This window comes from Nocardia sp. NPDC050630 (assembly GCF_044457245.1).
Classification (GTDB): domain Bacteria; phylum Actinomycetota; class Actinomycetes; order Mycobacteriales; family Mycobacteriaceae; genus Nocardia.
Map to the genome: position 1 here is coordinate 90,834 of NZ_JBITGN010000009.1, position 25,492 is coordinate 116,325.

At 66.1% G+C, this 25,492-nt stretch carries 25 protein-coding genes; 17 read left to right on the plus strand and 8 right to left on the minus strand.

Annotated features, from left to right (window positions below):
* Positions 1 to 79: 79 nt before the first annotated feature.
* The 6 genes from ACIBG0_RS23160 to ACIBG0_RS23185 all read left to right on the plus strand — a co-directional run bounded on the left by ACIBG0_RS23160 (position 80) and on the right by ACIBG0_RS23185 (position 5,750).
* Positions 80 to 949, plus strand: a complete 870-nt coding sequence (locus ACIBG0_RS23160; protein WP_397035039.1) for a universal stress protein — start codon at positions 80 to 82, stop codon at positions 947 to 949.
* Positions 950 to 1,045: 96 nt separating this feature from the next.
* Entirely contained in the window at positions 1,046 to 2,386 is a 1,341-nt protein-coding gene (locus ACIBG0_RS23165; RefSeq protein WP_397035040.1) for a DUF5933 domain-containing protein, read from the plus strand.
* Between the two features lie 154 nt (positions 2,387 to 2,540).
* Positions 2,541 to 3,683: an AI-2E family transporter gene (locus tag ACIBG0_RS23170; protein ID WP_397035041.1), complete on the plus strand. Its 1,143-nt coding sequence runs from the start codon at positions 2,541 to 2,543 to the stop codon at positions 3,681 to 3,683.
* A gap of 77 nt (positions 3,684 to 3,760) precedes the next feature.
* On the plus strand, positions 3,761 to 4,507 hold the full coding sequence (locus ACIBG0_RS23175) for an ArsR family transcriptional regulator (RefSeq protein ID WP_397035042.1): 747 nt from the start codon (positions 3,761 to 3,763) through the stop codon (positions 4,505 to 4,507).
* Positions 4,504 to 4,899: a VOC family protein gene (locus ACIBG0_RS23180; protein ID WP_397035043.1), complete on the plus strand. Its 396-nt coding sequence runs from the start codon at positions 4,504 to 4,506 to the stop codon at positions 4,897 to 4,899. Before ACIBG0_RS23175 ends, ACIBG0_RS23180 begins: the two co-directional genes overlap by 4 nt.
* Positions 4,900 to 4,928: 29 nt before the next feature.
* On the plus strand, positions 4,929 to 5,750 hold the full coding sequence (locus ACIBG0_RS23185; protein WP_397035044.1) for an Asp/Glu racemase: 822 nt from the start codon (positions 4,929 to 4,931) through the stop codon (positions 5,748 to 5,750).
* Positions 5,751 to 5,755: 5 nt separating this feature from the next.
* Here ACIBG0_RS23185 and ACIBG0_RS23190 read toward each other — a convergent pair whose 3' ends face one another.
* On the minus strand, positions 5,756 to 6,604 hold the full coding sequence (locus ACIBG0_RS23190; RefSeq protein WP_397035045.1) for a 3-hydroxyacyl-CoA dehydrogenase: 849 nt from the start codon (positions 6,602 to 6,604) through the stop codon (positions 5,756 to 5,758).
* A 440-nt stretch (positions 6,605 to 7,044) separates the two neighbouring features.
* Between ACIBG0_RS23190 and ACIBG0_RS23195 the strand changes: the two genes are divergently transcribed.
* Both ACIBG0_RS23195 and ACIBG0_RS23200 read left to right on the plus strand, forming a co-directional pair.
* A complete protein-coding gene (locus ACIBG0_RS23195; protein WP_397035046.1) occupies positions 7,045 to 7,272 on the plus strand; it encodes a hypothetical protein in 228 nt (75 codons plus the stop codon).
* 113 nt (positions 7,273 to 7,385) lie between these two features.
* Positions 7,386 to 7,748 (plus strand): helix-turn-helix domain-containing protein, encoded by a 363-nt coding sequence (locus tag ACIBG0_RS23200; RefSeq protein WP_397035047.1) that lies wholly within the window; start codon positions 7,386 to 7,388, stop codon positions 7,746 to 7,748.
* Between the two features lie 106 nt (positions 7,749 to 7,854).
* On the opposite strand, the gene ACIBG0_RS23205 is transcribed toward ACIBG0_RS23200, so the two are convergent.
* The 5 genes from ACIBG0_RS23205 to ACIBG0_RS23225 all read right to left on the minus strand — a co-directional run bounded on the left by ACIBG0_RS23205 (position 7,855) and on the right by ACIBG0_RS23225 (position 11,919).
* Positions 7,855 to 8,448, minus strand: a complete 594-nt coding sequence (locus ACIBG0_RS23205; RefSeq protein WP_364350364.1) for an ATP-dependent Clp protease proteolytic subunit — start codon at positions 8,446 to 8,448, stop codon at positions 7,855 to 7,857.
* Complete coding sequence (locus ACIBG0_RS23210; RefSeq protein WP_364350367.1) at positions 8,445 to 9,050, minus strand: ATP-dependent Clp protease proteolytic subunit; 606 nt, start codon at positions 9,048 to 9,050, stop codon at positions 8,445 to 8,447. The genes ACIBG0_RS23205 and ACIBG0_RS23210 overlap by 4 nt, the downstream gene beginning before the upstream one ends.
* Before the next feature lie 72 nt (positions 9,051 to 9,122).
* Positions 9,123 to 9,398 carry a DUF2277 domain-containing protein gene (locus ACIBG0_RS23215; RefSeq protein WP_397035048.1) on the minus strand — a complete coding sequence of 92 codons (276 nt, stop codon included), beginning with the start codon at positions 9,396 to 9,398 and terminating at the stop codon, positions 9,123 to 9,125.
* Between the two features lie 74 nt (positions 9,399 to 9,472).
* The gene (locus ACIBG0_RS23220; protein ID WP_397035049.1) at positions 9,473 to 11,068 is read right to left on the minus strand and encodes an SMP-30/gluconolactonase/LRE family protein; all 1,596 of its coding nucleotides are present in this window, start codon (positions 11,066 to 11,068) and stop codon (positions 9,473 to 9,475) included.
* Positions 11,069 to 11,079: 11 nt separating this feature from the next.
* Positions 11,080 to 11,919, minus strand: a complete 840-nt coding sequence (locus tag ACIBG0_RS23225; RefSeq protein WP_397035050.1) for a mycofactocin-coupled SDR family oxidoreductase — start codon at positions 11,917 to 11,919, stop codon at positions 11,080 to 11,082.
* Between the two features lie 180 nt (positions 11,920 to 12,099).
* On the opposite strand from ACIBG0_RS23225, the gene ACIBG0_RS23230 reads away from it, so the two are divergent.
* The 9 genes from ACIBG0_RS23230 to ACIBG0_RS23270 all read left to right on the plus strand — a co-directional run bounded on the left by ACIBG0_RS23230 (position 12,100) and on the right by ACIBG0_RS23270 (position 22,075).
* Positions 12,100 to 13,374 carry a cytochrome P450 gene (locus ACIBG0_RS23230; RefSeq protein ID WP_397035051.1) on the plus strand — a complete coding sequence of 425 codons (1,275 nt, stop codon included), beginning with the start codon at positions 12,100 to 12,102 and terminating at the stop codon, positions 13,372 to 13,374.
* A 94-nt stretch (positions 13,375 to 13,468) separates the two neighbouring features.
* Entirely contained in the window at positions 13,469 to 14,680 is a 1,212-nt protein-coding gene (locus ACIBG0_RS23235; RefSeq protein WP_397035052.1) for a CaiB/BaiF CoA transferase family protein, read from the plus strand.
* The gene (locus ACIBG0_RS23240) at positions 14,677 to 15,123 is read left to right on the plus strand and encodes a Zn-ribbon domain-containing OB-fold protein (RefSeq protein ID WP_397035053.1); all 447 of its coding nucleotides are present in this window, start codon (positions 14,677 to 14,679) and stop codon (positions 15,121 to 15,123) included. The genes ACIBG0_RS23235 and ACIBG0_RS23240 overlap by 4 nt, the downstream gene beginning before the upstream one ends.
* On the plus strand, positions 15,120 to 16,319 hold the full coding sequence (locus tag ACIBG0_RS23245) for a thiolase family protein (RefSeq protein ID WP_397035054.1): 1,200 nt from the start codon (positions 15,120 to 15,122) through the stop codon (positions 16,317 to 16,319). Before ACIBG0_RS23240 ends, ACIBG0_RS23245 begins: the two co-directional genes overlap by 4 nt.
* Positions 16,320 to 16,350: 31 nt before the next feature.
* On the plus strand, positions 16,351 to 17,820 hold the full coding sequence (locus tag ACIBG0_RS23250) for an aldehyde dehydrogenase family protein (RefSeq protein ID WP_397035055.1): 1,470 nt from the start codon (positions 16,351 to 16,353) through the stop codon (positions 17,818 to 17,820).
* A 26-nt stretch (positions 17,821 to 17,846) separates the two neighbouring features.
* Positions 17,847 to 19,055: an amidohydrolase family protein gene (locus ACIBG0_RS23255; RefSeq protein ID WP_397035056.1), complete on the plus strand. Its 1,209-nt coding sequence runs from the start codon at positions 17,847 to 17,849 to the stop codon at positions 19,053 to 19,055.
* A 203-nt stretch (positions 19,056 to 19,258) separates the two neighbouring features.
* The gene (locus tag ACIBG0_RS23260) at positions 19,259 to 19,960 is read left to right on the plus strand and encodes a TetR/AcrR family transcriptional regulator (RefSeq protein WP_397035057.1); all 702 of its coding nucleotides are present in this window, start codon (positions 19,259 to 19,261) and stop codon (positions 19,958 to 19,960) included.
* Positions 19,961 to 19,970: 10 nt separating this feature from the next.
* Entirely contained in the window at positions 19,971 to 21,041 is a 1,071-nt protein-coding gene (locus ACIBG0_RS23265; RefSeq protein WP_397035058.1) for a phosphotransferase family protein, read from the plus strand.
* Complete coding sequence (locus ACIBG0_RS23270) at positions 21,038 to 22,075, plus strand: phosphotransferase (RefSeq protein WP_397035059.1); 1,038 nt, start codon at positions 21,038 to 21,040, stop codon at positions 22,073 to 22,075. Before ACIBG0_RS23265 ends, ACIBG0_RS23270 begins: the two co-directional genes overlap by 4 nt.
* A gap of 87 nt (positions 22,076 to 22,162) precedes the next feature.
* On the opposite strand, the gene ACIBG0_RS23275 is transcribed toward ACIBG0_RS23270, so the two are convergent.
* Both ACIBG0_RS23275 and ACIBG0_RS23280 read right to left on the minus strand, forming a co-directional pair.
* A complete protein-coding gene (locus tag ACIBG0_RS23275; protein ID WP_397035060.1) occupies positions 22,163 to 23,779 on the minus strand; it encodes an MFS transporter in 1,617 nt (538 codons plus the stop codon).
* 49 nt (positions 23,780 to 23,828) lie between these two features.
* Complete coding sequence (locus ACIBG0_RS23280) at positions 23,829 to 25,376, minus strand: AMP-binding protein (RefSeq protein WP_397035061.1); 1,548 nt, start codon at positions 25,374 to 25,376, stop codon at positions 23,829 to 23,831.
* Positions 25,377 to 25,492 lie beyond the last annotated feature (116 nt).

Below are 25,492 nucleotides of genomic sequence, written 5' to 3' on the forward strand. Positions count from 1 at the left end.
CCAGGCGTGCGCGAGGGCCTCGGATTCCTAACCTACGGGTAGCCGATCTATCGCAAACCCGAAGGGGCAGTGAAATCTCATGTCCACCACCATCAATCCCCCCGTACTCGTCGGCGTCGACGGCTCCGACGCCGCCACCGAGGCGCTGCGCTGGGCCGCGATCGACGCCGTGCGCCACCGCGCACCCCTACATATCGTGTACGGCATCGGCGCGCCGATGGACTTCGGTCCCGGAATCGCCTTCGACCCCATCGATTACGACGCCTATCGAGCCACCGGTGCCGCCGCCGTCAACGCCGCCCGCGACCACGCGACCGCGGCAGCCGCCCCCATCGGCGACCTCGATATCGCCACCTTCGTCATCGACGCACCACCGATCCCGGTCCTGCTCGACCGCTCCAAAGAAGCGCGCGTGCTCGTCGTCGGCACCCGCGGACTCGGCGCATTCCGCCGTGGCCTGCTCGGCTCGGTCAGTACCGCCGTCGCACGCCACGCGCAGTGCCCGGTCGCCGTGATCCCCGAACCCGAGAACGACAAAGCCGATCGACTGCTCGGACCGGTACTCCTCGGCGTCGACGGCTCCCCCAGCGCCACCCGCGCCATCGAGGTCGCCTACGACCAAGCCGCCCACCGCGAAGTCGCACTGCGCGCGGTGCTCACCTGGTCCGAATTCAACCGCTACACCGCCCACGACGATATGCAGAAAGAAGCCGAGGAGCTGCTCGCCGAGAGCCTGGCCGGCTACGCGGAAAACTATCCCGACCTCGAGGTCGAGCGCATGGTCGTCGAGGATCGACCAGCCAGATGTCTACTCGCCGAGGCCGAATACGCACAACTGATCGTCCTCGGCAGCCGCGGCCGCGGCGGCTTCGCGGGCATGACCCTCGGTTCGGTCAGCCAAGCCGTCCTACACGCCACCAACTGCCCCCTTATCATCGCCCGCCCCTGATATCCGCCGGAGCCTCGGCACTGATCGCGCAGGGAGTTCCCAGGTTGCGTTAATCGTGGCGCACAGTGGTGTTCACATCCTGTTTACGATGTCGGGATGTTGATTGAGGACGCGCAGGAGAGATCGGTCGCACCTGCTGGGGAAGTGGGGACTGCGCGTCCGTGGCGATCTCGGTTGATCTGGGGCAGTGTCGTCGGCGCGGTTGTGGCGCTGGTCGCGGGGCAGTTGATGGCGGTGCATATCAATGCGCTCGGGCCGCTGACCAGTCTTTCTTGGGACTACGTCGGGCGACCCAAGTCTGCGACGACGCCGTGGGCCGGATTTCTGTTGGCGCTGATCGGCCTTCCCCGGGATGTGCGGGTGCGTGCACTAGCGGCGGCGGTCGGCATCGATGTGATCTTCGTGATCATTCGGGCGATCGAGGGGCGGTTGTTCACGGTCGGGAACGGTCCGACCATTGTGCTCACCGCGCTCGCGGTGATCGCCGCCGCGCGCTGGACCGGTGCGCGGCGCGAAACCGCGCTGCGCACAATCGCTCTCGGCGCACTGCTGATTCTGGCGACCAAAGTCGGCGAGATCTGGCTGGACATCACCGCATGGGCCTGCCCGACCGTGCTGGATCCGTACGCGGAACTGGCCGATCACGCGCTCGGCAATCCGTCGTGGCTGATCGGACAGGCGCTCGATGCGGCAGGACCGGTACCGCTGGGCGTGGTGCGATGGGTGTATTTCGAGCTGCCGGTCGCGGCCATCGTGGTCGCGGCGTGGCAGTTGCGCGGTGTGACGGCGGGCGCGTGGCCGCGTCACTATCTGGTGCGCACATTCCTGACCCTCGGCGTGGTCGGTCCACTGTTTTATGTGGTCTTCCCGGTGGTCGGGCCGGTGCTCGCATTCGGCCCGCAGGGGCAGGGTTTCGAGCTCGCCGATGTCTGGCCGAATGTCGTTGCGGCACTGCCGTCTGCGGTCGATTCGATGCCGTTCGACAGCATCACACCGCGTAATTGCATGCCGTCGCTGCATACGGCGTGGGCGCTGTCGCTGTTCATCCATTCTCGGCGTGGACCGCTATGGTTGCGCTGGGGCGGTGCGTTCTGGCTGGTCTGCACCCTCGTCGCGACGCTCGGCCTCGGGGCCCACTACGGGGTGGACCTCGTGGCGGGCGCGGCACTGTGCCTGACCGTCGAATCCGTCCTGCGCGATCCGGACCGGGGTTGGGATCGTGGCCGTGCGCAGGTGGTGACCTTCGGTATCGCGACCTTTGCAGGGGTGCTGGTTTGCGTGCGTTTCCTCGCGCTGCCGATGGCGAATTACCCGTTCCCATTCGGTGTCGCGATCCTCGGCGTATTCGCCGCGCTGGCGTTCACCTTCTACCGGACCTGGTTCGCGGAGGAGGTTCCGGACGCCTCGGACAAGGCGGAAAAGGTACTGAATCGCTAACTCGTGCGCAGCGTACCGGTCATGGCATCGTCCGGTAGACGACGGTGTCGCCGCCTGCCGCGGACAACCCGAAACCCATTGCGTGCCAGTACTGATGGAATCGCCTTTTCGGGCAATCCTCGCCGAGTGCCGTCTCCCGTGCCAGACTGGCGGCGTGAGTGAGCAGGACGGCACCGAGAAGACCCGCCCACCGACCCGCGATCGCGGCGACGCGATCGGCGCCGGACTCATCTGGCTGGCGAAATGGTCGCTGTGCATTGTGGCGATCGCGGCGGGCGTTTGGGTGCTCGGCACCGTCGTCGCCGCCCTCTGGGTGGTATTGCTGCCGCTCGCGCTGGCGCTGATCGTCGCGACAATACTGTGGCCGCCGACCCGCTGGCTCACCGCGCACGGCTTTCGGCCGGGCGCGGCGGCCTCGGTCACCCTGCTCGGATTCATCGCTGTCCTCGCCGGTGTCATCGCGCTGATCGTCCCGTCGGTCGTGGATCAAGCCCCGGAGTTGGCCGACAAATCCTCCGAGGGCGTCAACAAGGTGCGCGATTGGCTACACGGTCCGCCGCTACGCATCCGCGACGAGCAGTTGCAAGCCGCGGTGGAGGCGATCACGCAGCGGCTGAAGTCCAGTTCGGAACAGATCGCCTCCGGCGTCTTCACCGGCGTGACCACCGCGACCTCCACGCTGGTGACGCTGTTCCTGGTGCTGGTCCTCGCGTTCTTCTTCATCAAGGACGGTCCACGGCTGCTGCCGTGGCTGCACGCCGTACTCGGCAGCCGCGGCGGCAGGCACCTCGAGGAGGTGCTGAACCGGATCTGGTCCACCCTCGGCGGATTCATCCGCGTGCAGGCGCTGGTGAGTCTGATCGACGCGGTATTCATCGGCGCTGGACTGGTGATCATGCATGTGCCACTGGCGTTCGTGCTCGCGGTGATCACCTTCATGGGCGGTTTCGTGCCGATGGTCGGCGCATTCGTCGCCGGGGCGCTGGCGGTGCTGGTGGCACTGGTCGGCAATGGTGTCACCACGGCGCTGATCGTGCTCGGCATCATCATCGCCGTCCAGCAATTGGAAGGCAATGTGCTGCAACCGGTTCTGCAGGGCCGCAGCATGAAATTGCATGCCGTGGTGGTGCTGGTCTCGATCACCGCGGGCGGCTCCCTCTATGGCATCGTCGGCGCCTTCCTCGCGGTACCGGTAGCGGCCGTCATCGCGGTGGTGGCCCGCTATCTCGGCGAACAGATCGACGTAGTCACCGCACCACCTGAGGAATCCGAAGAGGCCGAGCCCGCACCGGAGTAAGGGCTCGGTCGGGGCATCTCGGGATTTTCGCGCCGAATCGAAATCCCATCAAATCAGTTTGATGTATTCTGGCGTACGTGACATCCCATCGCGTGCCGGTCCCGCTGCTGATGCGCATGGCGGCGCATCCGCTGCGCTGGGCGCTGATGACCGAATTGGCCGCGAGTGATCGTCGCGTGCGGGAGTTGGTCGCCGCCCTCGACGAGCCGCAGAATCTGGTGTCCTACCACCTGCGACTGCTGCGCTCGGCCGGGCTGGTGACGGTGCGGCGGAGCAACTTCGACGGCCGCGACAGCTACTACCACCTCGATTTGTCGCGCTGCGCAACGGAATTCGGCGAGGCGGCAACCGCCCTGCATCCGGCCCTGGCGCCGACGCGGCGACGGTGGCGAAAGAACAGCTCGGTGTTATTCCTGTGCGCCGGTAACAGTGCGCGTTCCCCGATGGCCGAGGCTCTGCTGCGCCGCCGCGTCGACGGTATCCAGGTCGCGAGTGCGGGCAGTCATCCCGCACCGCGGTTACATCCGAATGCGGTACGAGTCCTGCACGAGGACTACGGCATCGATCTCGGACCCCGGCTGCCACAGTCACTCGAGGCGGTCGCGGCGCGGCGCTTCGATTACGTGATCACGCTCTGCGACAAGATCCGCGAGGTTCCGCGTGATCACGGATCGGCGACCGAAACGCATTGGAGCCTGCCCGATCCGTCCGCCGCCGCGGACACCGATCGTGCAAGCTATCCCGAATTCCAAAGTCTCGCAACCGAACTCGACAACCGCATCGGGTTCCTGCCGCTGGAAAAACAAGAAGGAGATCCGTCATGACGACGACCGCACCGACCGAACTCGCGCGCATCCGCTATCTCATCGACGATGTGCGGGCAGCGGTCGACTTCTACACCACCCACCTCGGCTTCACCGTCGACTTCGACGCCGCACCGGCCTTCGCCGCCGTCGTGCGCGGCCCACTCCAGCTGCTGCTGGCCGGACCCAAGAGCTCAGCGGCACGCCCGATGCCCGACGGCGCGGTACCGACCCCGGGCGGCTGGAACCGCCTCCAGCTCGTCGTCGACGATATCGCCGCCGAAGTCGAGCGCCTCCGAGCGGCCGGTGTCACCTTCCGCAACGAAATCCTCAGCGGCCCAGGCGGACAACAGGTCCTGCTCCAAGACCCCGCGGGCAACCTCGTCGAACTGTTCCAACCCGCGCCCCGCTGATGCAGAGCACAGGCGTAGCGCGCCGCGGTGTGCGCGACCCGAGACTGATCGGTGCGGTGGCGCTGCTGGCGGCATTGGTGGCGATCGCGCCCTTCGTCGCACACCCGGACGCCGCACAGATCCGCGACTGGGCACGAGCGGCCGGTCCTTGGTTCCCAGTCCTGTTCTTCACCGCACATGCACTGGCAACTGTCGCCCTGCCGCGAATTCCGTTCACCCTCAGCGCCGGACTACTATCGGTGGATTTTCTTGCCGGATATGAGCCGAGCGCAATCCTGTTGGCCTCCAATGCGCCCTCGGTGACCATCCTGGACGAGGTGCGCGGCCCGGTGCCGATTTTCGGTGTGCGGCCGCCGGTTCGGGAGGCGCTCGCGGTTGCCGATGAAGTGGCGGTGCTCGGTGTGCGCTCGCTGGTGCAGAGTCCGCAGATGCGCGAATTCCTTGGTGCGCAAGCGGGTTCCGCCGTCGATCGAGTCCATGCGGTGAATGCCTCGCCGCTGGTCGAACTGGTGGAGAGCGGCGAGTTCCTGTTCAACCGCGAGCACACCGCGCGGCAGGTCAGCGCATTCTTGGACGAGCTACTCGCCGAGCATCCCGGTATCAACGCCGCGACGCTGTCGAGCACCCATCTCCCTTGGCTGCGTGACTATTTCGAGCAAGCCCGCCCCGAGCTGCGCCTATTCGATCCGATCGAGGATGTGGTTGACCGGATCCGCCCGTTGTCCACACTCGGGAGCGGCTCCGTTCTCGGTCTGGTGACCGAGAACGAGCACTACCCGGCGAGTGAATTCCGCGAAATGCTCACCCGCCTCGGCATCGACCTCGAGATGCATCCGGTCGTTGTGCCGTAAGCGAGCTATGCGGAGTACTTGTAGAAACCCTCTCCGGTGGCGATGCCGAGCTTGCCCTTATCGATGTAGTTGGTCTTGAGCCAGGCCGCGAGTTCCTGTCCGTCCTCGCTGTTGACCAGGATGTTGTAGGGGGTGGTCAGGCCGATGACGTCGAGCATCTGGAATGGCCCGGTCGGTGCCCCCGTACCGATCCGCCAGGTCTTGTCGACCGCCTCCGGTTCGGCGAATCCGCCCGCGCCAAGGGCCATGGCCGCATTGAGCAGCGGTACGAGCAGCGAATTGAGGACGTAGCCCGCCTTTTCCTTGTGCAGTTCGATCGGCTCCATGCCGATCGCGGTAGCGAACTCGACGACCGCCCGAAAGACCTCTGGATCGGTATCAGGTGTGCCCATTACCTCGGCGGTGTTGTACCGCCACACCAGATTCGCGAAGTGCAGCGCGAGGAATTTGTCGGGACGGCCGGTGTAGTCCTTCATATCGCTGGGCAGCAGGGTGGACGAATTGGTGGCGAAGATGGTCTTTTCCGGCGCGAATTCGCCCAGTTGCCGGTAGGTCTGCTCCTTGATGGTGAGCACCTCCGGCACCGCCTCGATCACCAGGTCGGCATCCTGTACGGCCGCGGCGAGGTCGGTCGTCAAGACGATGCCAGCTTCGGTCTTCTCGGCCTCGATATCACCGCCGGGCACTTCGATGCGATAGGTCTGCGCGAGCTTGGCGAAACGGTCGCGCGCGCCGGCAATGGCCTCCTCGCTGATGTCGTAGGCGGTGACATCGAATCCGTGGAATGCGGACTGGAATGCGATCTGCGATCCCAGCACCCCGGTTCCGAGAACGGTCACCTTGCGAATGGTCATTGCTGTCTCCTTACCCCGCGGGGCGCAGTCCGCCCCGCTGTCGTCGGTATCGTCGAGGGAGATCATCGTTGGTCGCGTAGCACGGCGGCCAGGGCCGCATTCGAAGCCGGCCACACCCTCGACGAAACCTACGGGCTGTGCACCGATCCCTGGGCCACCGACCTCGACCCCGAATTCTCCACCGCCCTGAGCGGATACGAGATTCCCTTCGATCTCGCCAAACAAGGCTTCCTCGAATTGTGCCGAAACCTGCACCGCCTCAACATCATGACCACCTATCGGGTCCGCGAACAGCTTGCGCGGTGAAGGAGGATCGGTCCCAGCTAACTCACAGCCACGGGCTAGGGTGCGCAAATTTTGCGATTCCAAGATTGTCTTGTCGGTCCGGATCGGAAGGGTCGACGGTCTCGGACGGAGACCCGACAACAGGAGGAACGTAGATGAAGATCAAGTCGAAGCTGGCGAAGGGTGCGATCGCGGGCGGGGTACTGGTCGGACTGCTCGGCGTTGGTGCGGGCGTGGCGAGCGCCGATCCAGGACAGGATCAGCGTCCGGGAACCGAGCAGCAACAGCAGGGCCACGATCAGCGTCAGGATCAGCAGCGGCATGATCAGCAACCCCAGGGCCACGGCTTCTGGTTATTCGGCCAGTGGATTCCGCTGCCCTGATCTCGCCTCGATGCGAAAGGCCCTGTGTCCGTTGGACATGGGGCCTTCGTCGGTTTGTCCGCCCACAGCGTAACGCCCCGCCGCAATGGCGGCCGTGGTCTTACGCTCTTCCTATGACCGAGCTGCACTCGATCCAAGGTGGACGCGACGACCGACCTCGGCACACCGAGGAACCGCTGTGGCGCGAGGTACTCGGGGAACAGCTGCGCACATTGCGGCAGGAGCAACGCGAGACCCTCGTCGAGACCGCCGGTCGTGCGGGTATTTCGCCGCAGTACCTGTCCGAGGTGGAGCGCGGCCGCAAGGAGCCGTCGAGCGAGATGATCGCGGCGCTGGCCGGCGCGCTCGGCACCACCTTATTCGGCCTCACCGAGCAGGTGGCCGACGAATTGCGCGCTCGTCGTCGGCTCACCTTCGCCCACCACTCGATGCCGCGCACCAAGGCCGGGCCCACGCTCATGGCACTCGCCGCCTGAGTCCGGGCTGCCCGTCGTCACACTCCGGCGCACCGGCCACTCGCCACTGAAGTCCAACCACCATTCGATCTGCGCGCGGCGCAAGCCCGCGCGCGGCAGACGCTGATCAGATGGCGCGGGCACCCAGCACGTTGTCGACCAGGCCGTAGTCGACGGCCGCGTGTGCGGTGAAGACGCGGTCGCGGTCGGTGTCATGACGTAGCCGCTCGGCGGGTTGCCCGGTGTGCCGCGACAGGATCGACTCGATTTCGGCGCGCATCCGCACCAGTTCGTCGGCCTGCAGGATCAGATCGGGAATCGCGCCCTGACCGCGGGCGGCTGGCTGGTGCAGGACCACCCGGGCGTGCGGCAGCAGGGAGCGGCGACCGGGTTCGCCTCCGGCCAGCAGTACCGCGCCGACCGCGATGGCTTGGCCCACGCAGGTGGTCGCCACCGGAGCCTTGATGAATTGCATGGTGTCGTATACCGCGAGCATTGCGGACAGATCGCCGCCCTCGCAATTGATGTACAGGCTGATCTCCTGCTCCGGACTCTCCGACTCCAGATGCAACAGTTGCGCGATGAGTGCGTTCGCCACACCGGAATCGATCGGAGTGCCGAGGTAGACAATCCGCTCGGCGAGCAGGTGCGAGTAGATATCGGTGATCCGCTCGCCGCCGCGCGGATGCTGGGCGATCACATTGGGGATGGTGTAAGTCATGCCGAAATTCCGATCCGCTGGCGCTGCGGCACGATCTGCCCGAACGAGCCGACAATGTGGTCGATGAAGCCGTATTCCTTGGCCTGCACCGCGCTGAACCAGCGGTCGTGCAGGGAATCCTCATAAATTCGGTCGTAGGGCTGGCCGGTGTCGCCCGCGATAATGCCGAGCACCGTCTCCACGGTGTAGCGCAGGTCATCGGCCTGCACCTCGACGTCGACCGCACTACCGCCGATTCCGGCCGAGCCCTGATGCATCAGCACCCTGGCGTGCGGAAGGGCGAACCGCCGCCCCGGTGTACCCGCGGACAACAGGAATTGTCCTGCACTGCAAGCCAATCCGAGCGCCAAGGTGGAGACTTCGCACGGCACCAGCCGCATCACATCGCGAATGGCCAGCATTGCCGGAACCGAACCGCCCGGGGAGTGGATCCACAATGAGATCCCCGCATCGGCATCCTCGGCCGCCAACGTGAGCAGCTGCGTCATCAGCAGCGTCCCGTTATCGTCGTCGAGCGGACCGTCCAGCACCAGAATTCGCCTGCTGAGCAGCTGCTCCCTGGCGCGCCAACTGAACAACGGTGTCTTGTCATCGTGAGCCATGACTCCACCGTGCCGCGCGCCTACCCGAAAAATCTCGCCACGCTGCCCTCAGCAGATCTGCTCAGAGCAGCGTCAATCGTGCGAATGCGCATGAATGCGCGCCTGCACCTCGGGCCGGCGCAGCGGCGGCACGGACTTCGGCGGCACCTTCCGCTCAGGCAATTGTTCGAGCAACCGCATGGTCGCGGCGGCGATCTCCTCGACTGCGGCGTCGACCGCAGGGCGCGTAGCCGCGGAGATGCTCGACAATCCGCCGACCTTACGGACGTACTGCAATGCGGCGGCATGCACTTCTTCCGGGGTGGCGGCGGGCTCGAGCCCACGCAGGGCAGTGATATTTCGGCACATAACCTGAGGCTAGCTCGGGTTGGTCTGGGATTTAAGGGTCCGATCGCAGATGAGTTCGGCGGTGAACCGCGCCGCTACTGCACCTTTCTGATTGCCAGCACACTGCCCTCGGCGTCGGCGGACAGGTAGAGGGTGCCGTCCGGCCCGGCCGCGATCCCGGCGAAGGGACCCTCCGGCCCGAAGAACGGCGGTATCCCTCGCAGGGGTTTCGGGGTGATACCGGGCGGGGCCCCGACGGGCAGATCACGGGCTATGGTTTCCCGGGCGTTGCTGTCGAGATCGACACTGAGCAGGGTCTTGGCCCCCGCATCGACGAGATAGAGCCGACCGCCGCGGACCAGAATGCCCTGGGGCTGGTTCAGATCGTCCACCACCGTGTCGACACCGGAGCCGGTGATCGAGACAATCCGTCCGGCACCCGATTCGGCGACGTAGCAGGTGCCGTCCGAACCGAACGCCACGCCGACCGGCTCCCGCAGGCCCGAGGCCAGCACCTCGACCTGGCCGGACCGGACCGAAAGCACTCTGCCCGTGCCGAATTCGGCGGTCGCGACGAGCCCGCCCGGTGCGACGGCCACGCCGTAGAGTTGATCGAAGCCCTGCGCAAGGATTTCGCTGTCGCCACTCGCGGGGCGGTAACGGGCAACCGCCCCATTGGCGGTGGTGACGATGAATTCGCCGCCGCCGACGGCACTCACACCGCGCAGGTGTCCCGGAAAGCCCGGCAAGGAGAGCATCCCCAGTATTCGCGGCTCACCTCCCGGGCGCAGGACATAGAAATAGGTCCAGTCGGCGATATAGAGGTTGCCGTCCTCATCGACGGTCAGATCCAGCGGCCAATTCAAACCGCCGGGCAATATCGCTCGAGTCCGACCACCGCCGAGGATCTCGGTGATCTCCCCGGTGAAACTCGAGACGAACAGCCGCTCGCCCACGAAAGTACAGTTGTCGAGACCGGGCGGAAGGGCGGCCAGGACACTGCGCGCACCGGTGCGGGGATCGATGCGCAATACCTCACCGGAGTACACCTGGGTGGACACGATGAAGCCCTCGGAATCGAACTTCACGGAATCGGGGACGCCGAGGTCACCCGCGACCCGCTCCGGCTCGCCGCCCTCGGGATCGATCCGCCAGATGTCGTTGCTTCCCATGACCGGGTAATACAGCAGGCCGTCGGGTCCGACCTCCATGGCATTGGGCATGGCGAGGTTGTCGAGCAGTACGCGCGGCGCGCCGCCGGACAGATCGAGCTCCACCAGGCGGCCGCCGACACGACACTCGTTCACGAACAGACGCCCCCGGTGCACGGTGATGCCGTTCGCGGCGGGCAGGTCGTCGCGCACTATCCGGGTGCGACCATCGGTGCCGCGCATACTCACGCGGCCTTCCATGGGCTCGGTGGCGAAGAGGTCGCCCTGCGGGCCGAAGGCCACATCATCGGGACCGATGACATCGCCGCCCTTGGCGCTGATGGTCTCCAGTAGGCCGGTCTCGACATCGAGGGCGCTGATCTGACTGCCAGTGACCTGCGCCACATAGATGCGGCCGTCCGGACCGGTGCGCAGGCCGTTCGCACCGAACAGTCGGCTCGGTGGAGTCAGCCGTTCCAGCCGCCAGCCGTCGGCCAGGCTCGGTGTAGCGGTGCCGGTGTAGCGCGTTTCGTGAAACACGATGGGCCCAACTACTTCAACATGCTCCCGGCATCGACCGTCATAGGTAGACCGGTCACATACCTGGCTTCGTCCGACGCCAGGAACAGCACCGCATTGCTGATGTCCACTGGTTCGACCCAGCCCACGGGGAGCACGTGCATCTGCTGCGCGACCACGGCGAGATCGTCGGGGCCGGGGTTCTCCAGATCCGGACGGAACAGCCGCAGTGTGCTGTCGTTCATGAACATGGGGGTGTTGACATTGGTCGGGTGCACGGTGTTGACCCGGATGCGGTGCCGTCCCAATTCGACGGCGAAGCTCCGCATCATGCCGACAACCCCGTGTTTGGCGGAGACATAGTGACCGATGTTCTGGTGGGCCTTGAGTCCCGCCACCGAGCTGGTCAGGATGATCGACCCGCCGCGCCCGCCCGACAATAGGTGGGGCACACCGGCTTTCACCGTCTTCCAGACGCCGGACAGGTTGATGTCGATCACGGCGTCCCAGTCCTTCGCATCGGTCTGGTCCAGTGTCGCGCCACCGATGCCGATACCCGCGTTGGCCACGATGATGTCCAGCCGGCCCAGCTGCTCCACACCACTGTCCACTATGGCCCGCAGCGAGTCGAAATCCCGGACATCGACCTCGGCCGTAATGATGCGGCGGCCGAGGCCCTTCACCAGATCCGCGGTCTCGGCGAGATCGTCCGGTGTGGACGCCGGAATGCCGCCGCTCCCACCGACCGGTTTGCACACGTCGATCGCAATGATGTCGGCGCCCTCCTGCGCCAAGCGCACCGCGTGACTACGGCCCTGACCGCGTGCCGCACCGGTGATGAAGGCGACCTTGCCGTCGACCCGCCCGCTCATGAATAACCTCATTCGTCGCAGATCGAGCACATCGATGCTCGATTCCCATCCGTCAGTCGTTCGCTGACCGATTCTCAAGAGTTTCACTCCCGAATGCGAGAGTATCATTCTACTTCAATCGAGAGTGGCATTCTCCAACGATCGCCGCCGCCCTTCTTCGCCACGAAAGGCTGACGAAACATGACCGACCTTGCCTCCGTCGACTACTTCTCCGATCCGGCCATCGCCCAAGACCCGTACGAATATCTGGACTACCTACGCAGTCGGAACCCTGTATTCCGGGAGCCCCACCACGGGGTCGTGGTCGTCACCGGATACCGAGAGGCCATCGAGGTCTTCCGCAATTCGGATGACTTCTCGGCCTGCGTCTCGGTGAGCGGACCGTTCCCGCCGCTGCCGTTCCAGCCGGAAGGCGAGGACATCAGCGCGCAGATCGAGGCACATCGGCCGCAGTTCCGGATCTCCGAGCACATGGTCACCATGGATCCCCCCGAGCACACGCGCACCCGTGCGCTGCTGGCCCGGCTTCTGACGCCCAAGCGGCTGAAGGAGAACGAGGAGTTCATGTGGGATCAGGCCGATCGGCAGCTCGACGAGTTCCTCGCCAACGGTCGCTGCGAATTCCTCGGTCAGTACGCCAAACCGTTCGCCACGCTGGTCATTGCCGACCTCCTCGGCGTACCCGACGGGGACCGCGACGAGTTCCGAGCCAGGCTCGCCGGTCAAACGACTCCGGGCAGCATCGAAGGATCGATGTACCAGGACGCCCCCGGCACCAATCCGCTGGAGTGGTTGGACGACACCTTCAGCGCGTACATCAGCGATCGACGAAAGAAACCGCGCAACGACATTCTCGGCATCCTGGCGTCGACGCTGTATCCCGATGGGTCCGAACCATCGGTGATCGAACTCGTGCGACCGGCGACGTTCCTGTTCGCGGCCGGCCAGGAGACGGTGACCAAACTGCTCAGCGCAGCGGTGCGAGTCCTCGCTGAGCAGCCCGAGTACCAGCGGATACTGCGCGAGGACCGCAGCCTGATCGCCGGGTTCATGGAGGAATCACTGCGCATCGAGAGCCCGACCAAGGTCGACTTCCGGCTCGCCCGCACACACACCACCGTCGGCGGTGTGGACGTTCCCGCCGGGACAGTGGTGATGCTGTGCATCGGCGCGGCCAATCGTGATCCCCGCAAGTTCGAGGACCCCGACGACTTCCAGCTCTACCGCCGTAATGCCCGCGAGCACATCGCGTTCGGCCGCGGCATCCACACCTGCGCGGGTGCACCGCTGGCCCGGGTGGAAGGGCAGGTCACGTTGAACCGGCTACTCGATCGAGTCATCGACATCACCATCGACGAGATCTTCCATGGTCCCGCGGGCAACCGCAGCTACCAGTACGAACCGACTTTCCTGCTACGCGGACTGCGGGAGCTCCACATCGCCTTCTCCGCCTAGGTGCGGTCTTCCCAAAACGAGAATCAAGTTCTACTCTATTCGAGAGTGAAGTTCTACTAATTGCGATAGTCGCGTTCTATACGGGAGGTGAGCAGTGGACTCCGACGCGTTCACCGGCGTGCGGGTTGTCGAGCTGGCGCAGTGGGTGTTCGTGCCCGTGGCGGGTGCGCTGCTGGCCGACTGGGGCGCGGAGGTCATCCGGGTCGAACGTCCCAACGGCGATCCGTATCGCCAGTTGGCCACGCAGGGCATAGGCAGCGACAGCGCCGGGGTGAATCTCTCTGTGGCCCTGGCCAATCGGGGTAAGCGATCGATCTCCATCGACCTGCACTCCGAGCGCGGCCGCGAACTGCTCGACGAGATACTGGCCACGGCGGACGTCTTTCTCACCAACTTCCGGCCAGGTGCGCTGCGCCGGCTCGGACTGGACTCCGACAGGCTCACGCGGCGCCATCCCCGGCTCGTCTACGCCCGGGGCCACGGCTTCGGCAGCCGAGGCCCCGGCGCGGATAAGGCCGGCTACGACTCCTCGGCGTTCTGGGCGCACGGCGGCGTGGCGCACATGCTGACCCCACCGGAGCGGGACTACCCGATCAGCCAGCGCGGCGCGATGGGCGACCGAAACGGCGCGATGGCCTTGGCCTTTGGCGTCGCAGCCGCACTTTTGCGGCAGCAGCGCACCGGCTCGGGCACGGTCGTCGACGTCTCCTTGCTGGCGACTGCGATGTGGATGCTGTCCTCCGATGTGCTCTCCGCGCTGGCCGGAACCCCGCCGCAGCCGGTATCCGGCCGCGGCGGTTCGGTCAATCCGCTGGTCGGTGCCTACCGGACCAAGGACGGCCGGCACATTCAACTGGTCTTCCTGGAGTCGGACCGGTACTGGGCGGACTTCTGCGGCCTGATCGGGCGCGACGACCTCGTCGACGATCCCCGCTTCGTGGATCTGGCCGCCCGCGCCACGCACCGCGACGCCTGTGTGGCCGAACTCGAGACGGAATTCGCCAATCGCACCTTCGACGAATGGAAGCAGCTGCTGTCGGGACTCGACGCGCCATGGGCGCCGGTGCAGGCCGTGGCGGAACTGCTCGATGACCCGCAGGTGCTGGCCAATGGATACCTCGGCGAGGTCGATATGGACAACGGACAGTCCTACCCCCTGCCCACCGGACCGGTGCAGTTCGACGAACGGCCGCCCACCCTGCGGCGCGCACCCGAGCACGGCGAGCACACCGAGCAGTTCCTACTCGAGTTGGGCTACTCGTGGGACGGGATCACCGGGCTCAAGGACGCGGGGGTGATCCCGTGAGGATCGCGCGCCCCTTACCGGTCCCCGACGCCCGCACCGCCGAATACTGGTCGGCAGCCGGGCGGCACATCCTCACGCTGGCTCGATGCGGCCGGTGTGACCGGTTCGCGCTACCACCCGGAGAAACCTGCCGTCGGTGCGGCACCTCCACACCCGACTTCCGGTACGAGCCGGTGAGCGGGCGCGGCACGGTGCGGTCGTGGACAGTGATCCGAAAAGCGTCGCTGCTCGGCTTCGCCGATCAGGTGCCGTACCTACTCGTCGATGTCGAACTCGTCGAGGCGTGCGGAATCCGCATGATCGGACGGCTACTGAACGGTCCGGAAACCATTGTGCGCGTGGGCGATCCGGTACGGGTCGCCTTCGAGGACCTCACCGATGACCTCGCTGTTGCGGCCTTCGAGCTCGCGACGAACGCGGGCAGCACAGCGGTGACCTCGTGACCGGGCGATTCCGCGCGGGCGGCCGGGTCGCGGTGGTCGGATTCGCACACAGCGCCGTGCGACGCCGATTCGATCGCCCACTCGGCGCGGTCGCCGTCGACGTCGCACGCACGGCGATCGCCGACGCCGGCCTCACACCCGAGGCAATCGACGGATTCGTAACCTCCGCCATGTTTCCGACCGCGGGCGCGCACGCCGTGAGTGACGGAACCAGCACCGTGACCGCCAACTGGCTGGCCGACCGGATCGGCACCGGCCCGCTGTACGTGGCGAGCTTCCAGGGTGTCGGCCAGATACCGGGTTCGGTGGCGTTGGCGGTCAACGCCATTGCCGCCGGTGCCGCGGACTATGTTGTGCTGCATCGGGCTCTGCACAATCCGGCCGGTGGCTATCACGACAATCCGCTGACCGCCGTCGCCGGGCCACAGCAGTGGACCGTGCCGCAGGGCTATGGCGGCCCATTGCCGATGATCGCGTTGCCCTACAACGAGTACCTGCAAAGGTACGGCGCCGATCCGGACGCGATGGCGGCCGTGGTGGTCGAGGCGCGCAAGAACGGGGCAACCATCCCGTGGTCGTATTGGCACGGACGGCCGCTGAGCACCGACGACTATCTTGCGGCGCCCATGGTCAGCGATCCGGTGCGGCGCTTGGATTGTGATATTCCGGTCGACGGCGTGGCCGCCTTCGTGCTCACCTCCGCCGAGCGCGCCCGAGACCTGCCGCACCGACCGGTCTACATCGCCGGATACGCGAGCAGCGGCCCAACACCACCGCGGTTGCCATCGCACTGGCCGCTCGACGACATCATGGCCGGTGGCGCCGATACCGCGCGGCGACTGTGGGCGGCCGCCGGGGTGGGCCCCGGCGAGGTGGACCTGCCGCAGCTGTACGACGGCTTCTCCCCCTTCGTCTACTTCTGGTTGGAGGCACTGGGTCTGTGTCCCGCCGGCGAGGCGCACCGCTTCGTCCACGAGGGCGGCATCGATAGCGACTCCCCTACCGGGCTTCCGATTCTCTCCGGCGGCGGCGCTCTCGGTAACGGCCGCATGCACGGCATCCCACAGATGCTCGAGTGCTATCTGCAACTGGCCGGGCGCGCGGGCGCCCGGCAGCGGGCCGCCACGGTCGCCCTCGCCTGCCATTCCGCACCGCACTACGGCGGCGCCGTTGTCTACACCAGCGAGCCGTTATGACCTGCACAGCAAGGGAAATGGAGACCAGAACATGGCGATGATCCTCGCCGAACGGCAATCGTATGTCGCCGGCTCCTGGGTGACCGGTGATGACGTTGTCGCCGTGGAGAATCCCGCCGACGAATCACTCGTCACCGAACTCGCCGCCGCTCCGCTGAGCGAGATCGAACGCGCGATCACTCAGGGGCGTCGAAGTTTCGACAGCGGAGTCTGGGCCGATGCACCAGCGACCGAACGCGCCCGGAGGCTATATGCCTTTCTCGATCATGTCGAAAAGGCTCGAGAGCAGCTGGTGGCGACCATGGTTGCCGAGGCCGGCCAGCCGCTCGCGTTCGCGGAGCAGTCTCAGTTCCTGTCCGGAATGATGCTGGCCCGCAACACAATAGAGTTGTACCTCTCGATGCGGCACGAGCAGGCCGGCCAAGTCCCGGTCGACGAGCTCACGCGGGGCCGGGTGGCGTTGAGCGTCCGCCGCCACGAGCCGGTCGGCGTGGTCACCGTGATCACGCCCTACAACGCGGCGTTCGTCCTGGCGTTACAGAAGATCATGCCCGCCCTGATAGCCGGCAATTCGGTCATCCTGCGGCCGAGTCCGCTGACACCGATCTCCTCGCTCATCTTCGGCGCCGCGGCCGAGGCGGCGGGCTTGCCGCCCGGCGTCTTCAGTGTCGTAGTGGAGTCCGAATCGGCCGGTGCGCAGCTGTTGACCAGCCATCCGGCGGTCGACATGGTCTCGTTCACCGGGTCGACCGCTGTCGGGGCCCGAATCGGGGCACAGGCGGCACCGACCATCAAGCGGGTGGCGCTGGAGCTCGGCGGCAAATCGGCACAGATCTATCTCGCCGACGCGGTCACCAAGGCGGCTGCGGGCGCTACCGCGGTGGTCGCCCGGATGGCCGGCCAGGCTTGCGTCGCCGCCACCCGGATGCTGGTACCGCGGGAACACAAAGACGAGGTGCTCGAGGCCGTCTCGCGCGCGTACGCGAATCTCACGGTGGGCGCACCGACCGACCCGGCCACCGCGATGGGCCCGCTCATCAGCGCCGCGCATCGGGAACGCTGTGAGCGGCTGATCGAACAGGCCGTCGGCGCGGGCGCCATCGTCGGGTACGGCGGCGGACGGCCCAAAGGACTCGACCGCGGCTACTACATCGAACCGACCGTGCTCGATGTGCCGGACAACTCGAATCCCGCCGCGCGGGAAGAGATCTTCGGCCCGGTTCTGGCGGTGCTGGGATACCGCGATCTCGACCACGCCGTCGAAATCGCCAACGACAGCCACTACGGCCTGTCCGGACAGGTCTACAGCACCGATGCCGCCGCCGCGACCGCAATCGCCCGGCGATTGCGCACGGGAGCGGTGAACGTCAACACGGCACTGTTCAGCGCCTACGCACCCAGTGGCGGGTACAAGCACAGCGGCCTCGGCCGCGAACGCGGCCCGGACGGAATCCGGGCATTCCAGGAACTCAAACACCTTGTCATCGGAGAACTCCGATGACCCGAGCCCGACCCGAAGGAGTAATCGTGCCCTCCGACCTGAATCTCGATTGGTTGATCTCGGTCGACGACCACATTCTCGAACCCCCCAATCTGTGGCTGGACCGGGTGCCGCGCGCGGATCGCGAGCGCGCACCCCATATCGAGGTCGACGCCGACGGTATGGACTGCTGGGTATACGACGGCAAACGCTTCCCCAGCTCCGGCCTGAGTGCCGTCGCCGGGAAGTCGAAAGAGGAGTTCAGCCCGAAACCGTTGCCGTACAGCGAGATGCGACCCGGCTGTTACGACGCCAAGGCCCGCATCGAGGATATGGACCGGGCCGGGATCCTTGCCTCCCTGTGCTTTCCGACGGTGACCCGGTTCTGCGGCCAGCTCTTCTCCGAGGCCAGCGATCGCGAGTTCGGCTTCGTCTGCCTTCAGGCGTACAACGACTGGATGATCGAGGAATGGTGCGCCGCCGCACCGGGCCGCTACATCCCGCTGGTGCTCATTCCGCTCTGGGATCCGAAACTGGCCGCACGCGAACTAGAACGCTGCGCCGCCAAGGGTGCGACCACTTTCGCCTTCTCGGAAAACCCCGCGCCACTTGGCCTTCCGACGATCCACGACGCCGGCGGATACTGGGATCCGGTGATGGCCGCGGCCAACGATGTGGAGATGGTGGTGTCAATGCATGTCGGATCGTCGTCGACCGTGCCCCAGATCGCCCCCGACGCACCGTTTCTCGCGAATCTCGCCTGGGGCGCGACCCGCACCTCGGGAGCCATGCTGTCCTGGCTGTTCAGCGGAATGTTCCAGCGTTACCCGAAACTCAAGATCGCGCTGTCGGAAGGTGAGATCGGCTGGATGCCGTATTTCCTGGAACGCGCCGAGCAGGTGCTCGACAAGCAACGTCATTGGGTAAAGAAGGGCGTGCGCTTCGGCGAGCACGCGGCGAGCGGCAACATCGATCTCGATACCCTCGATATCCGCGCCACCTTCCGCGACCACATATTCGGCTGCTTCATCGAGGACAGCCACGGCATCGCCAGTATCGACGTCCTCGGTGCGGACAACATCATGTGCGAAACCGATTACCCGCACTCCGATTCCACCTGGCCCAACTGCATCCAGAGCGTGAAGCACCTCATCGGCCACCTGCCACCGGAAACCCAGTACAAGATTCTGCGCGGCAATGCCGAACGGCTGTACCGCTTCACTCCGGCCGCACCACCGGTCCTGGCGGCAGTCTGATCCGATTCTTGCTGATCTGCGCCGGTCGGCGATCGGCACTGGCCGGACCGGCACCGTGGCCGAACGGTGCCGGTCCGGCCGACACCGCCGATGGTGGGGTGTCACAACCAGTTACCAGCCTCAGGGCCTACCACGGATGTCGGGCAGGAACCAACCGCGGTTTACGGTCGTCGTATTCGCCCCGACGCGAGAGGACAACTGCTGTGCCCACACAGAAACCCCATGCCCCCCATTCTCCCGACAGCCCGGAGGCGCCGCTCTGGGCCGACCGGGCGGCGGAACGCTCCCGCTCGGTCCAGCGGTCCAAAGCCCGCAGCCGGGAGCAGGCACAGTCGATCGTCGCGGCCGCACGCCGACTGTTGCAGACCGAGGGCGCCACGCTGACCACGCAGGAACTGTCCAAGGAAGCCGGCATCGCTCTGCAAACCTTCTATCGGCACTTCGCCGGTAAGGATCAGCTGCTCCTTGCCGTGTTCGAGGACGTCGTCAGCGAGCGGGCCAGCGAGGTGGAGGCCGCCGCGCGGAAGCTGCCGGACCCCGTGGCACGTCTGCGCTTTTATATCTTCGAGATACTGCGCTCCCTGCGCGGCGACGGCGGCGGCATCACCGGGGCGCGCTTCATCACCGCCGAGCATTGGCGGCTGTACCAGCTGTTCCCGGTGGAGATTGCCGAGGCCAACCGGCCCTTCGTCGCTCTCGTGGAGCAGGAACTGCGAGCCGCCGCGGCCGCCGGTTTGCTCCGCCCTGCCGATCCAGCCACCGATGCCTGGCTGGCGCTGCAACTGGTCACGGCCGTCTTCCACCACTACGCGTTCGCACCCGCACCCACCAGCGTCGACGACGTCGCAGAACAGGTGTGGGCATTCTGCCTGGCCGCCTTCGGCGGTCCCCCCATCGAAAGGTAACCGGACCGCAATGGAGCATGGACCCCTGTTTTCCAAAGGCCGCGATCTCGACGCTACGGTCGCCGCTCTGCGGCCCTGGCTGGCCGATCGACTCGGCGTCGCCACGGTCGAGATCGATCGCCCGGATTACCCTCGCGGCGCGGGCTTTTCGAATGAGACCATCCTGGTCACGGCTCGCACCGGGCAGGGCGTCGAAGAACTTGTCGTGCGCATCGCACCGGCACCGGAACATCAGGTGTTCTTCGAACCGAAATTCCATATCCAGTACGACATACTCACGGCCCTGGACGGGCACCCAGAAGTGCGGGTGCCGCGGGCCCTGTGGTTCGAGGACGACCCCGCGATTCTCGGACGACCCTTCTATGTCATGCGGCGCATGCACGGGCGCGTGCCGGTCAGCATGCCGCCGTACAACTCGTCCGGCTGGCTCGCCGAGGCGACTCCTACGCAGCGAAGAACGTTGTGGGAGAACGCGATGCGCCAGCTGACCGCGATTCACCGACTGCCCATGACGACCGTATCGTTCTTCGACCGGCCCGAGCACGGCGCGGCCGGTGACGCACAGCACCTCTCGTATTGGCGCGGCTATGCGCACTGGGCGTTCGGCGAGGACATTCCCGATGTCGTGCAGGCGCTGCTGGATTGGCTGGGCGAGCACCGGCCGCCGCTGGCCAGTCCCGGCGTGTCCTGGGGAGACTCGCGCATCGGGAATATGATGTTCGACAACGACTTCCAGGTCGTCGGGGTAATGGACTGGGAGCAGGCGTCGCTGGCCGGCCCAGTGGCCGACCTGGCCTGGTGGCTGCTGTTCGACGAGTCGCTGTCGGTCGGTCAGGGAGTACCGCGGCTCGACGGACTCGGCACCCGCGCGGAGACCATCGCGCTGTGGCAGGAGCAGACCGGCCATTCGATCGACCAGTTGCACTGGCACGAGGTATTCGCTCGGGTCAAGGCCGGACTGCTCAGCCTGCGCAGTCGGCGCACCATGCGACTGCCGACCGATTCGGGCGCCCGCCACTTCGGCTATCTGCACCAGGCGTGCGACCTCGCGGGAATCACTGTCGCGCAGGACGTTCGATGAGTACGACGAATAATCCGGCACCGGCCGACGAAGCGGTGGTGCTCTCGCCCGACTGGCTCACCCCGACGCTGAGCCGACGCTATCCGAATGCCGTCGCGACGCGCACCCATATCGTCGAACGACTCGAGACCGTCGCTACCAAACTGCGGTTCCGCGTCGACTACGCACAGCACACCGACGCTCCCGCCGCCTTGTGCGCCAAGGGCTATTTCAACCCGGCGCGCAGCCGCACGACCCGCGCCGAGGGCGATTTCTATCGCCTTGTCGCACAGGATCTTCCGGTTCGCACGCCGCCGTGCGTGCATGCCGCGGTCGACGACGACACCGGACATGCCCTGATTCTCATGCACGATCTGGTCGCCGCGGGGGCCAGGTTCCTCGATCCGACCACCACCTACAGCGCTGAACGAGCCGCCGCGACACTCGATCAGCTCGCCGCGCTGCACGCGGCCAGCTGGGACGGGAAACGCCCTGAGCTCTCGGCACTCTTTCCTCCTCGCCTCGTTCGATTGTCGGGGCATCTGAGCGCCGAGCAGCTCCAGGCACTGCTCGATGACGGCCGGGCGCAAGGGATTTCGCAGGTCGTCCGCCGCGCCGACCGCCTCATTGCGGCGATGGCGGCCATGGACCGGCTGCGCGCGGCGGAGCCGGTATGTCTGGTGCACGGCGACCTGCATACCGGCAATATTTACGAGCTGCCCGACGGCCGACCGGGTCTCATCGACTGGCAGGTGGTCCAGCACGGGGTGTGGGCCCTCGACGTCGCCTACCACCTGGCGACGGTGCTGGACCCGGACGAGCTCGCCCACCATGAGCGTGCGCTGCTCGACCATTATCTCGACCGGCTGGCCAACCGCGGCGTCACCCCGCCGGATCGGAACCGGGCCTGGTCGCTGTATCGGGCGTATCTGCCGTACGGGTTGTTCATGTGGGGGATCACCCGTGCGGTCGACCGGCCGGTTATCGAAGATCTCACCGGACGGCTGGGCCGGGCAGTCGAACGGCACCGCAGTCTCGACCTGCTCGCTGTATGAACCCGTCGAGACCCCACTCCTGCAACATTTTCCGACCTCATTCTGGTGGGTGCCGCCGTCCGGCAGCACCCACTAGTCGCATATCGACTACACCGTAGAGTCCGCGCCACCGGTGGCAGGCTTGCGGCCGTGCCGCATGAGTACCGCGATGACCAGGGCGATCACGGTGGTCACGAGGACAACCCAGAAGCTGTGGGTATAGCTGCTGTCGGCGAACACGTGCGGTATCGCCTGCGTCGACGACTCACCCGCGACATCGATATGCGCGACGACCGGACTGTTGTTCAGCAGCGCGGTGGCGATCGCCATGGCGATTCCGCTGCCCAGCGCCAAGGTGACGCCGAGCATGCCGGCGCTGATGCCCTGCTGCTCCGGCGGGACCGCCTCCACGATGAGATTGGGCAAGGCTGCCCAGAGAAACCCGAAGGCGACCCCCGCCACCGAATACAGCGCCAGGTAGGTCACCCAGTTGTACTCCGCGACAACGAATCCCAGGCCGGACACGGCCAGCAGGCCCAGGGCGATGATCGCGGGGATACGGGCACCCACCCGCCGGGTCAGCAACCCCGCGAACGGACCGACGACCATACCGATCAGGCTGGCCCAGATGCCGATGTGCAGCGCGTACTCCAGCAGGCTGAAGCCGTTCCCGTACCTGTAGCCCGGATCGAAGGTGACCTCGACAGCCGCAGCGGGCAGATTCGCGCCCTTCGCCTGAGCCCGGTCGACTACACCGTCGATCACGTGCTGGCGCAGTCCATCCTGATTCGGGGATTGGGTCATGTACCCGAGGGCCATGGGTTGCACGGCGGTGATGCCGATGCTGAAGATCGCCACGAGCAAGACGAGGCCGAGCTTCGGATCGAGAAGCAGCTTCATATCGATAATCGGCCGCCGGACGCGTGATTCGACAATGAAGAACAGCATCAGCAAAGCCAGACCGGCGATCAGCCAGGCCAGGCCGCTCGGCGTGCCCCAGCCCCAATCCTGGCCGTTGTCCAGGTAGAGCAGGGTGAGCACCGCGCCGCCGGACAACAGCACAACGCCGTAGGGGTCGACCCGGTCCGGCACTCGGACCGGGGATTCCGGAACCACGGTCAGCAGCAGCGGCGTCAGCACGAGAACGAACGCCGCCATGAACCAGAACAGTGCCCGCCAGCCGAAGCTGTCGACGAGTACGCCGCCCACCAATGGCCCCACGACGCCGGTGAACCCGACGCCGGTGCCGATCAGGGCGAGACCGATCGGAACATACTTGCGCGGCAAGAGGTCTCGGACCAGCCCGAAGGCAATAACCTGCGTGGCCAGCGCGAACGCCGACAGGCCCCGCCCGATCAGGAAGACGGTCCAGTTGCTGGTGAGCGCACAGATCACACTGCCGAGGAGGAATAGGGTTCCGCACAGCAGCATGATCTTCTTCTTGCCCCAGATATCACTGGCCTTGCCCAGCAATGGATTCGCGGCGACGCCGACCAGCCCGAGAATAATGAGCGCCCAGGTGATATTGCCGCCGACGGAGTCGAAGGTCGTGGTCATCGGCTGCAATGCCGCGACCACCATCGTGTACTGCAATGGACCGACCTCGGTGTACAGGACGACGACGGCTAGGACGATACCGATGCGTAGCCGGGACGCGCCGTCCATCCGGCCGGTTTCCGGTCTGCCGGTCTCACCCGGCACGGGAGTGGATTCGAGGGTGGACATGAGAACTCCAGGAGATGAGTGACTGTGGACACGGGCTGCATCGGCGAATTCACAGCTCCCGCACGCGCTGGCGAACAAGGTACTTGCGCACCTTGCCGCTGGCGGTGCGCGGAAAGTCGGCGACGATGAGGATCTGCTCCGGCCATTTCTGTTTGGCCAGTCCCGCCTCGGCGAAGTGAGCGCGCAGGTCCTCGAGAGTCGGCGCGACCGCGCCGGAATGCAGTCGGAGCACGGCGGCGACATGTTCGCCAAGGCGATCGTCGGGGGCGGCCACCGCGACGGCCTCGGCGACGCCGGGCATGGTGATGAGGATGTCCTCGACCTCGAGGGCGCTGATGTTCTCGCCGCCGCGAATGATCAGGTCGGTGGTGCGGTCGGTAATGGTGAGGTAGCCGTCGGCGTCGAGCGTGCCGACATCGCCGGTGTGGTACCAGCCGTCGGCGTCGAACTTCGCCGATGTGAGGGCGTCGTCGGTGTAGCCCAGGCACAGATCCGGTCCCCGACTGAGGATTTCACCGTCGTCGGCAAGGCGTATCTCCACGCCTGGCTCGGGGTCGCCATCGGTGTACAGCCGCTTGCTCTCCGGGGCGAAGTACTCGGACGCGGTGATGGACGGGTGCTCGGTACTGCCGTAGGAGCGCGCGACCTTGATATCGAGCGCGCAGAGCCGCTCGGCGACGGCGGCCGGCACGGGCGCGCCACCCAGGCCGGCGTACTTCAGCAGCCGCAGGTGCTCGGGGGTGAACTTCTCGTGGTCGAGCAGGCTGGTCAGGTAGTAGGGGACGCCGCCGGTGACGCTGATGCCACGGGTCGTCATCAGGTCGAGGATCAGATCGGGATTCCACACGTCGACAAGATCGACCGGCTTGCCGTCCAGAACCGGAACGAGAAACGCATTGAGCATGCCGATGAAGTGACCGACCGGAGCGGCGGTCACCTGCGGGTAGAAGTCGTCCGGACGACGCGCTGCGAGCTGGCGTGCTTCGCAGCCGAGGGTGTGGTGGCTGTGCACGACCCCCTTGGGCGCGCTGGTGGTGCCGGAGGTGAACGCGATCAACGCCGGACCTGCCGGGTCCACCACCGCGACCCCCACAAACGGCGCGTCGGCGAGCAGAGTGCCGAAATCGGTGTCGGGATAATCTCCGTCCACCACGCCGACAATGGGTACGTCCGCGGCCACCGCGGGGTCGTAGTCGAGCTTGCCGAACCGCTGGGCGGTGATGAACACCCGCGGCCGCACCTGGTCGAGGATGTATCCGACCTCCTTGCGACCGTAGATGTGCACGATGGGAACCACCACGGCGCCGAGAAACTCCGCCGCCCAGAACGCGGCGGCGGCCTCCATCCAGTTGGGCAGCTGGAAAGCCACCACATCGCGGGGGCCGACCCCACGGGCGCGCAGCCCGGCCGCCAACCGCCGGGCGACCGATTCGACATCGCCGAAGGTTCCCGACCATGGCCGAATCTCCGAATGCACCTCGAATCGGGTATCCGGTGCGGCGGTGAGTCCGCCGGCCAGTAGTTCCCCGATGCTATGGCGAGTCCACCACCCCTCACGTTCGTATCGTTCGACCAGATCGGGAGGGACTGTGCGCATAGTGAAGCTCCAATTGCCCATGACGTGGAACCGGCGGATCCGCTCCGCCGCACCGTCGGGAGATGCGGGATCGTCAGGGCCCGACCCGACGGCGAGAGTCTGACTCTACTTCAGAG

Bases quoted from the DNA above. Each gene is read 5' to 3' on its own strand.
- ACIBG0_RS23160 (WP_397035039.1), top strand. From the start codon at position 80: ATGTCCACCACCATCAATCCCCCCGTACTCGTCGGCGTCGACGGCTCC.
- ACIBG0_RS23165 (WP_397035040.1), top strand. From the start codon at position 1,046: ATGTTGATTGAGGACGCGCAGGAGAGATCGGTCGCACCTGCTGGGGAA.
- ACIBG0_RS23180 (WP_397035043.1), top strand. From the start codon at position 4,504: ATGACGACGACCGCACCGACCGAACTCGCGCGCATCCGCTATCTCATC.
- ACIBG0_RS23190 (WP_397035045.1), bottom strand. From the start codon at position 6,604: ATGACCATTCGCAAGGTGACCGTTCTCGGAACCGGGGTGCTGGGATCG.
- ACIBG0_RS23195 (WP_397035046.1), top strand. From the start codon at position 7,045: ATGAAGATCAAGTCGAAGCTGGCGAAGGGTGCGATCGCGGGCGGGGTA.
- ACIBG0_RS23200 (WP_397035047.1), top strand. From the start codon at position 7,386: ATGACCGAGCTGCACTCGATCCAAGGTGGACGCGACGACCGACCTCGG.
- ACIBG0_RS23205 (WP_364350364.1), bottom strand. From the start codon at position 8,448: ATGACTTACACCATCCCCAATGTGATCGCCCAGCATCCGCGCGGCGGC.
- ACIBG0_RS23210 (WP_364350367.1), bottom strand. From the start codon at position 9,050: ATGGCTCACGATGACAAGACACCGTTGTTCAGTTGGCGCGCCAGGGAG.
- ACIBG0_RS23215 (WP_397035048.1), bottom strand. From the start codon at position 9,398: ATGTGCCGAAATATCACTGCCCTGCGTGGGCTCGAGCCCGCCGCCACC.
- ACIBG0_RS23225 (WP_397035050.1), bottom strand. From the start codon at position 11,919: ATGAGCGGGCGGGTCGACGGCAAGGTCGCCTTCATCACCGGTGCGGCA.
- ACIBG0_RS23230 (WP_397035051.1), top strand. From the start codon at position 12,100: ATGACCGACCTTGCCTCCGTCGACTACTTCTCCGATCCGGCCATCGCC.
- ACIBG0_RS23250 (WP_397035055.1), top strand. From the start codon at position 16,351: ATGGCGATGATCCTCGCCGAACGGCAATCGTATGTCGCCGGCTCCTGG.
- ACIBG0_RS23265 (WP_397035058.1), top strand. From the start codon at position 19,971: ATGGAGCATGGACCCCTGTTTTCCAAAGGCCGCGATCTCGACGCTACG.
- ACIBG0_RS23270 (WP_397035059.1), top strand. From the start codon at position 21,038: ATGAGTACGACGAATAATCCGGCACCGGCCGACGAAGCGGTGGTGCTC.
- ACIBG0_RS23275 (WP_397035060.1), bottom strand. From the start codon at position 23,779: ATGTCCACCCTCGAATCCACTCCCGTGCCGGGTGAGACCGGCAGACCG.
- ACIBG0_RS23280 (WP_397035061.1), bottom strand. From the start codon at position 25,376: ATGCGCACAGTCCCTCCCGATCTGGTCGAACGATACGAACGTGAGGGG.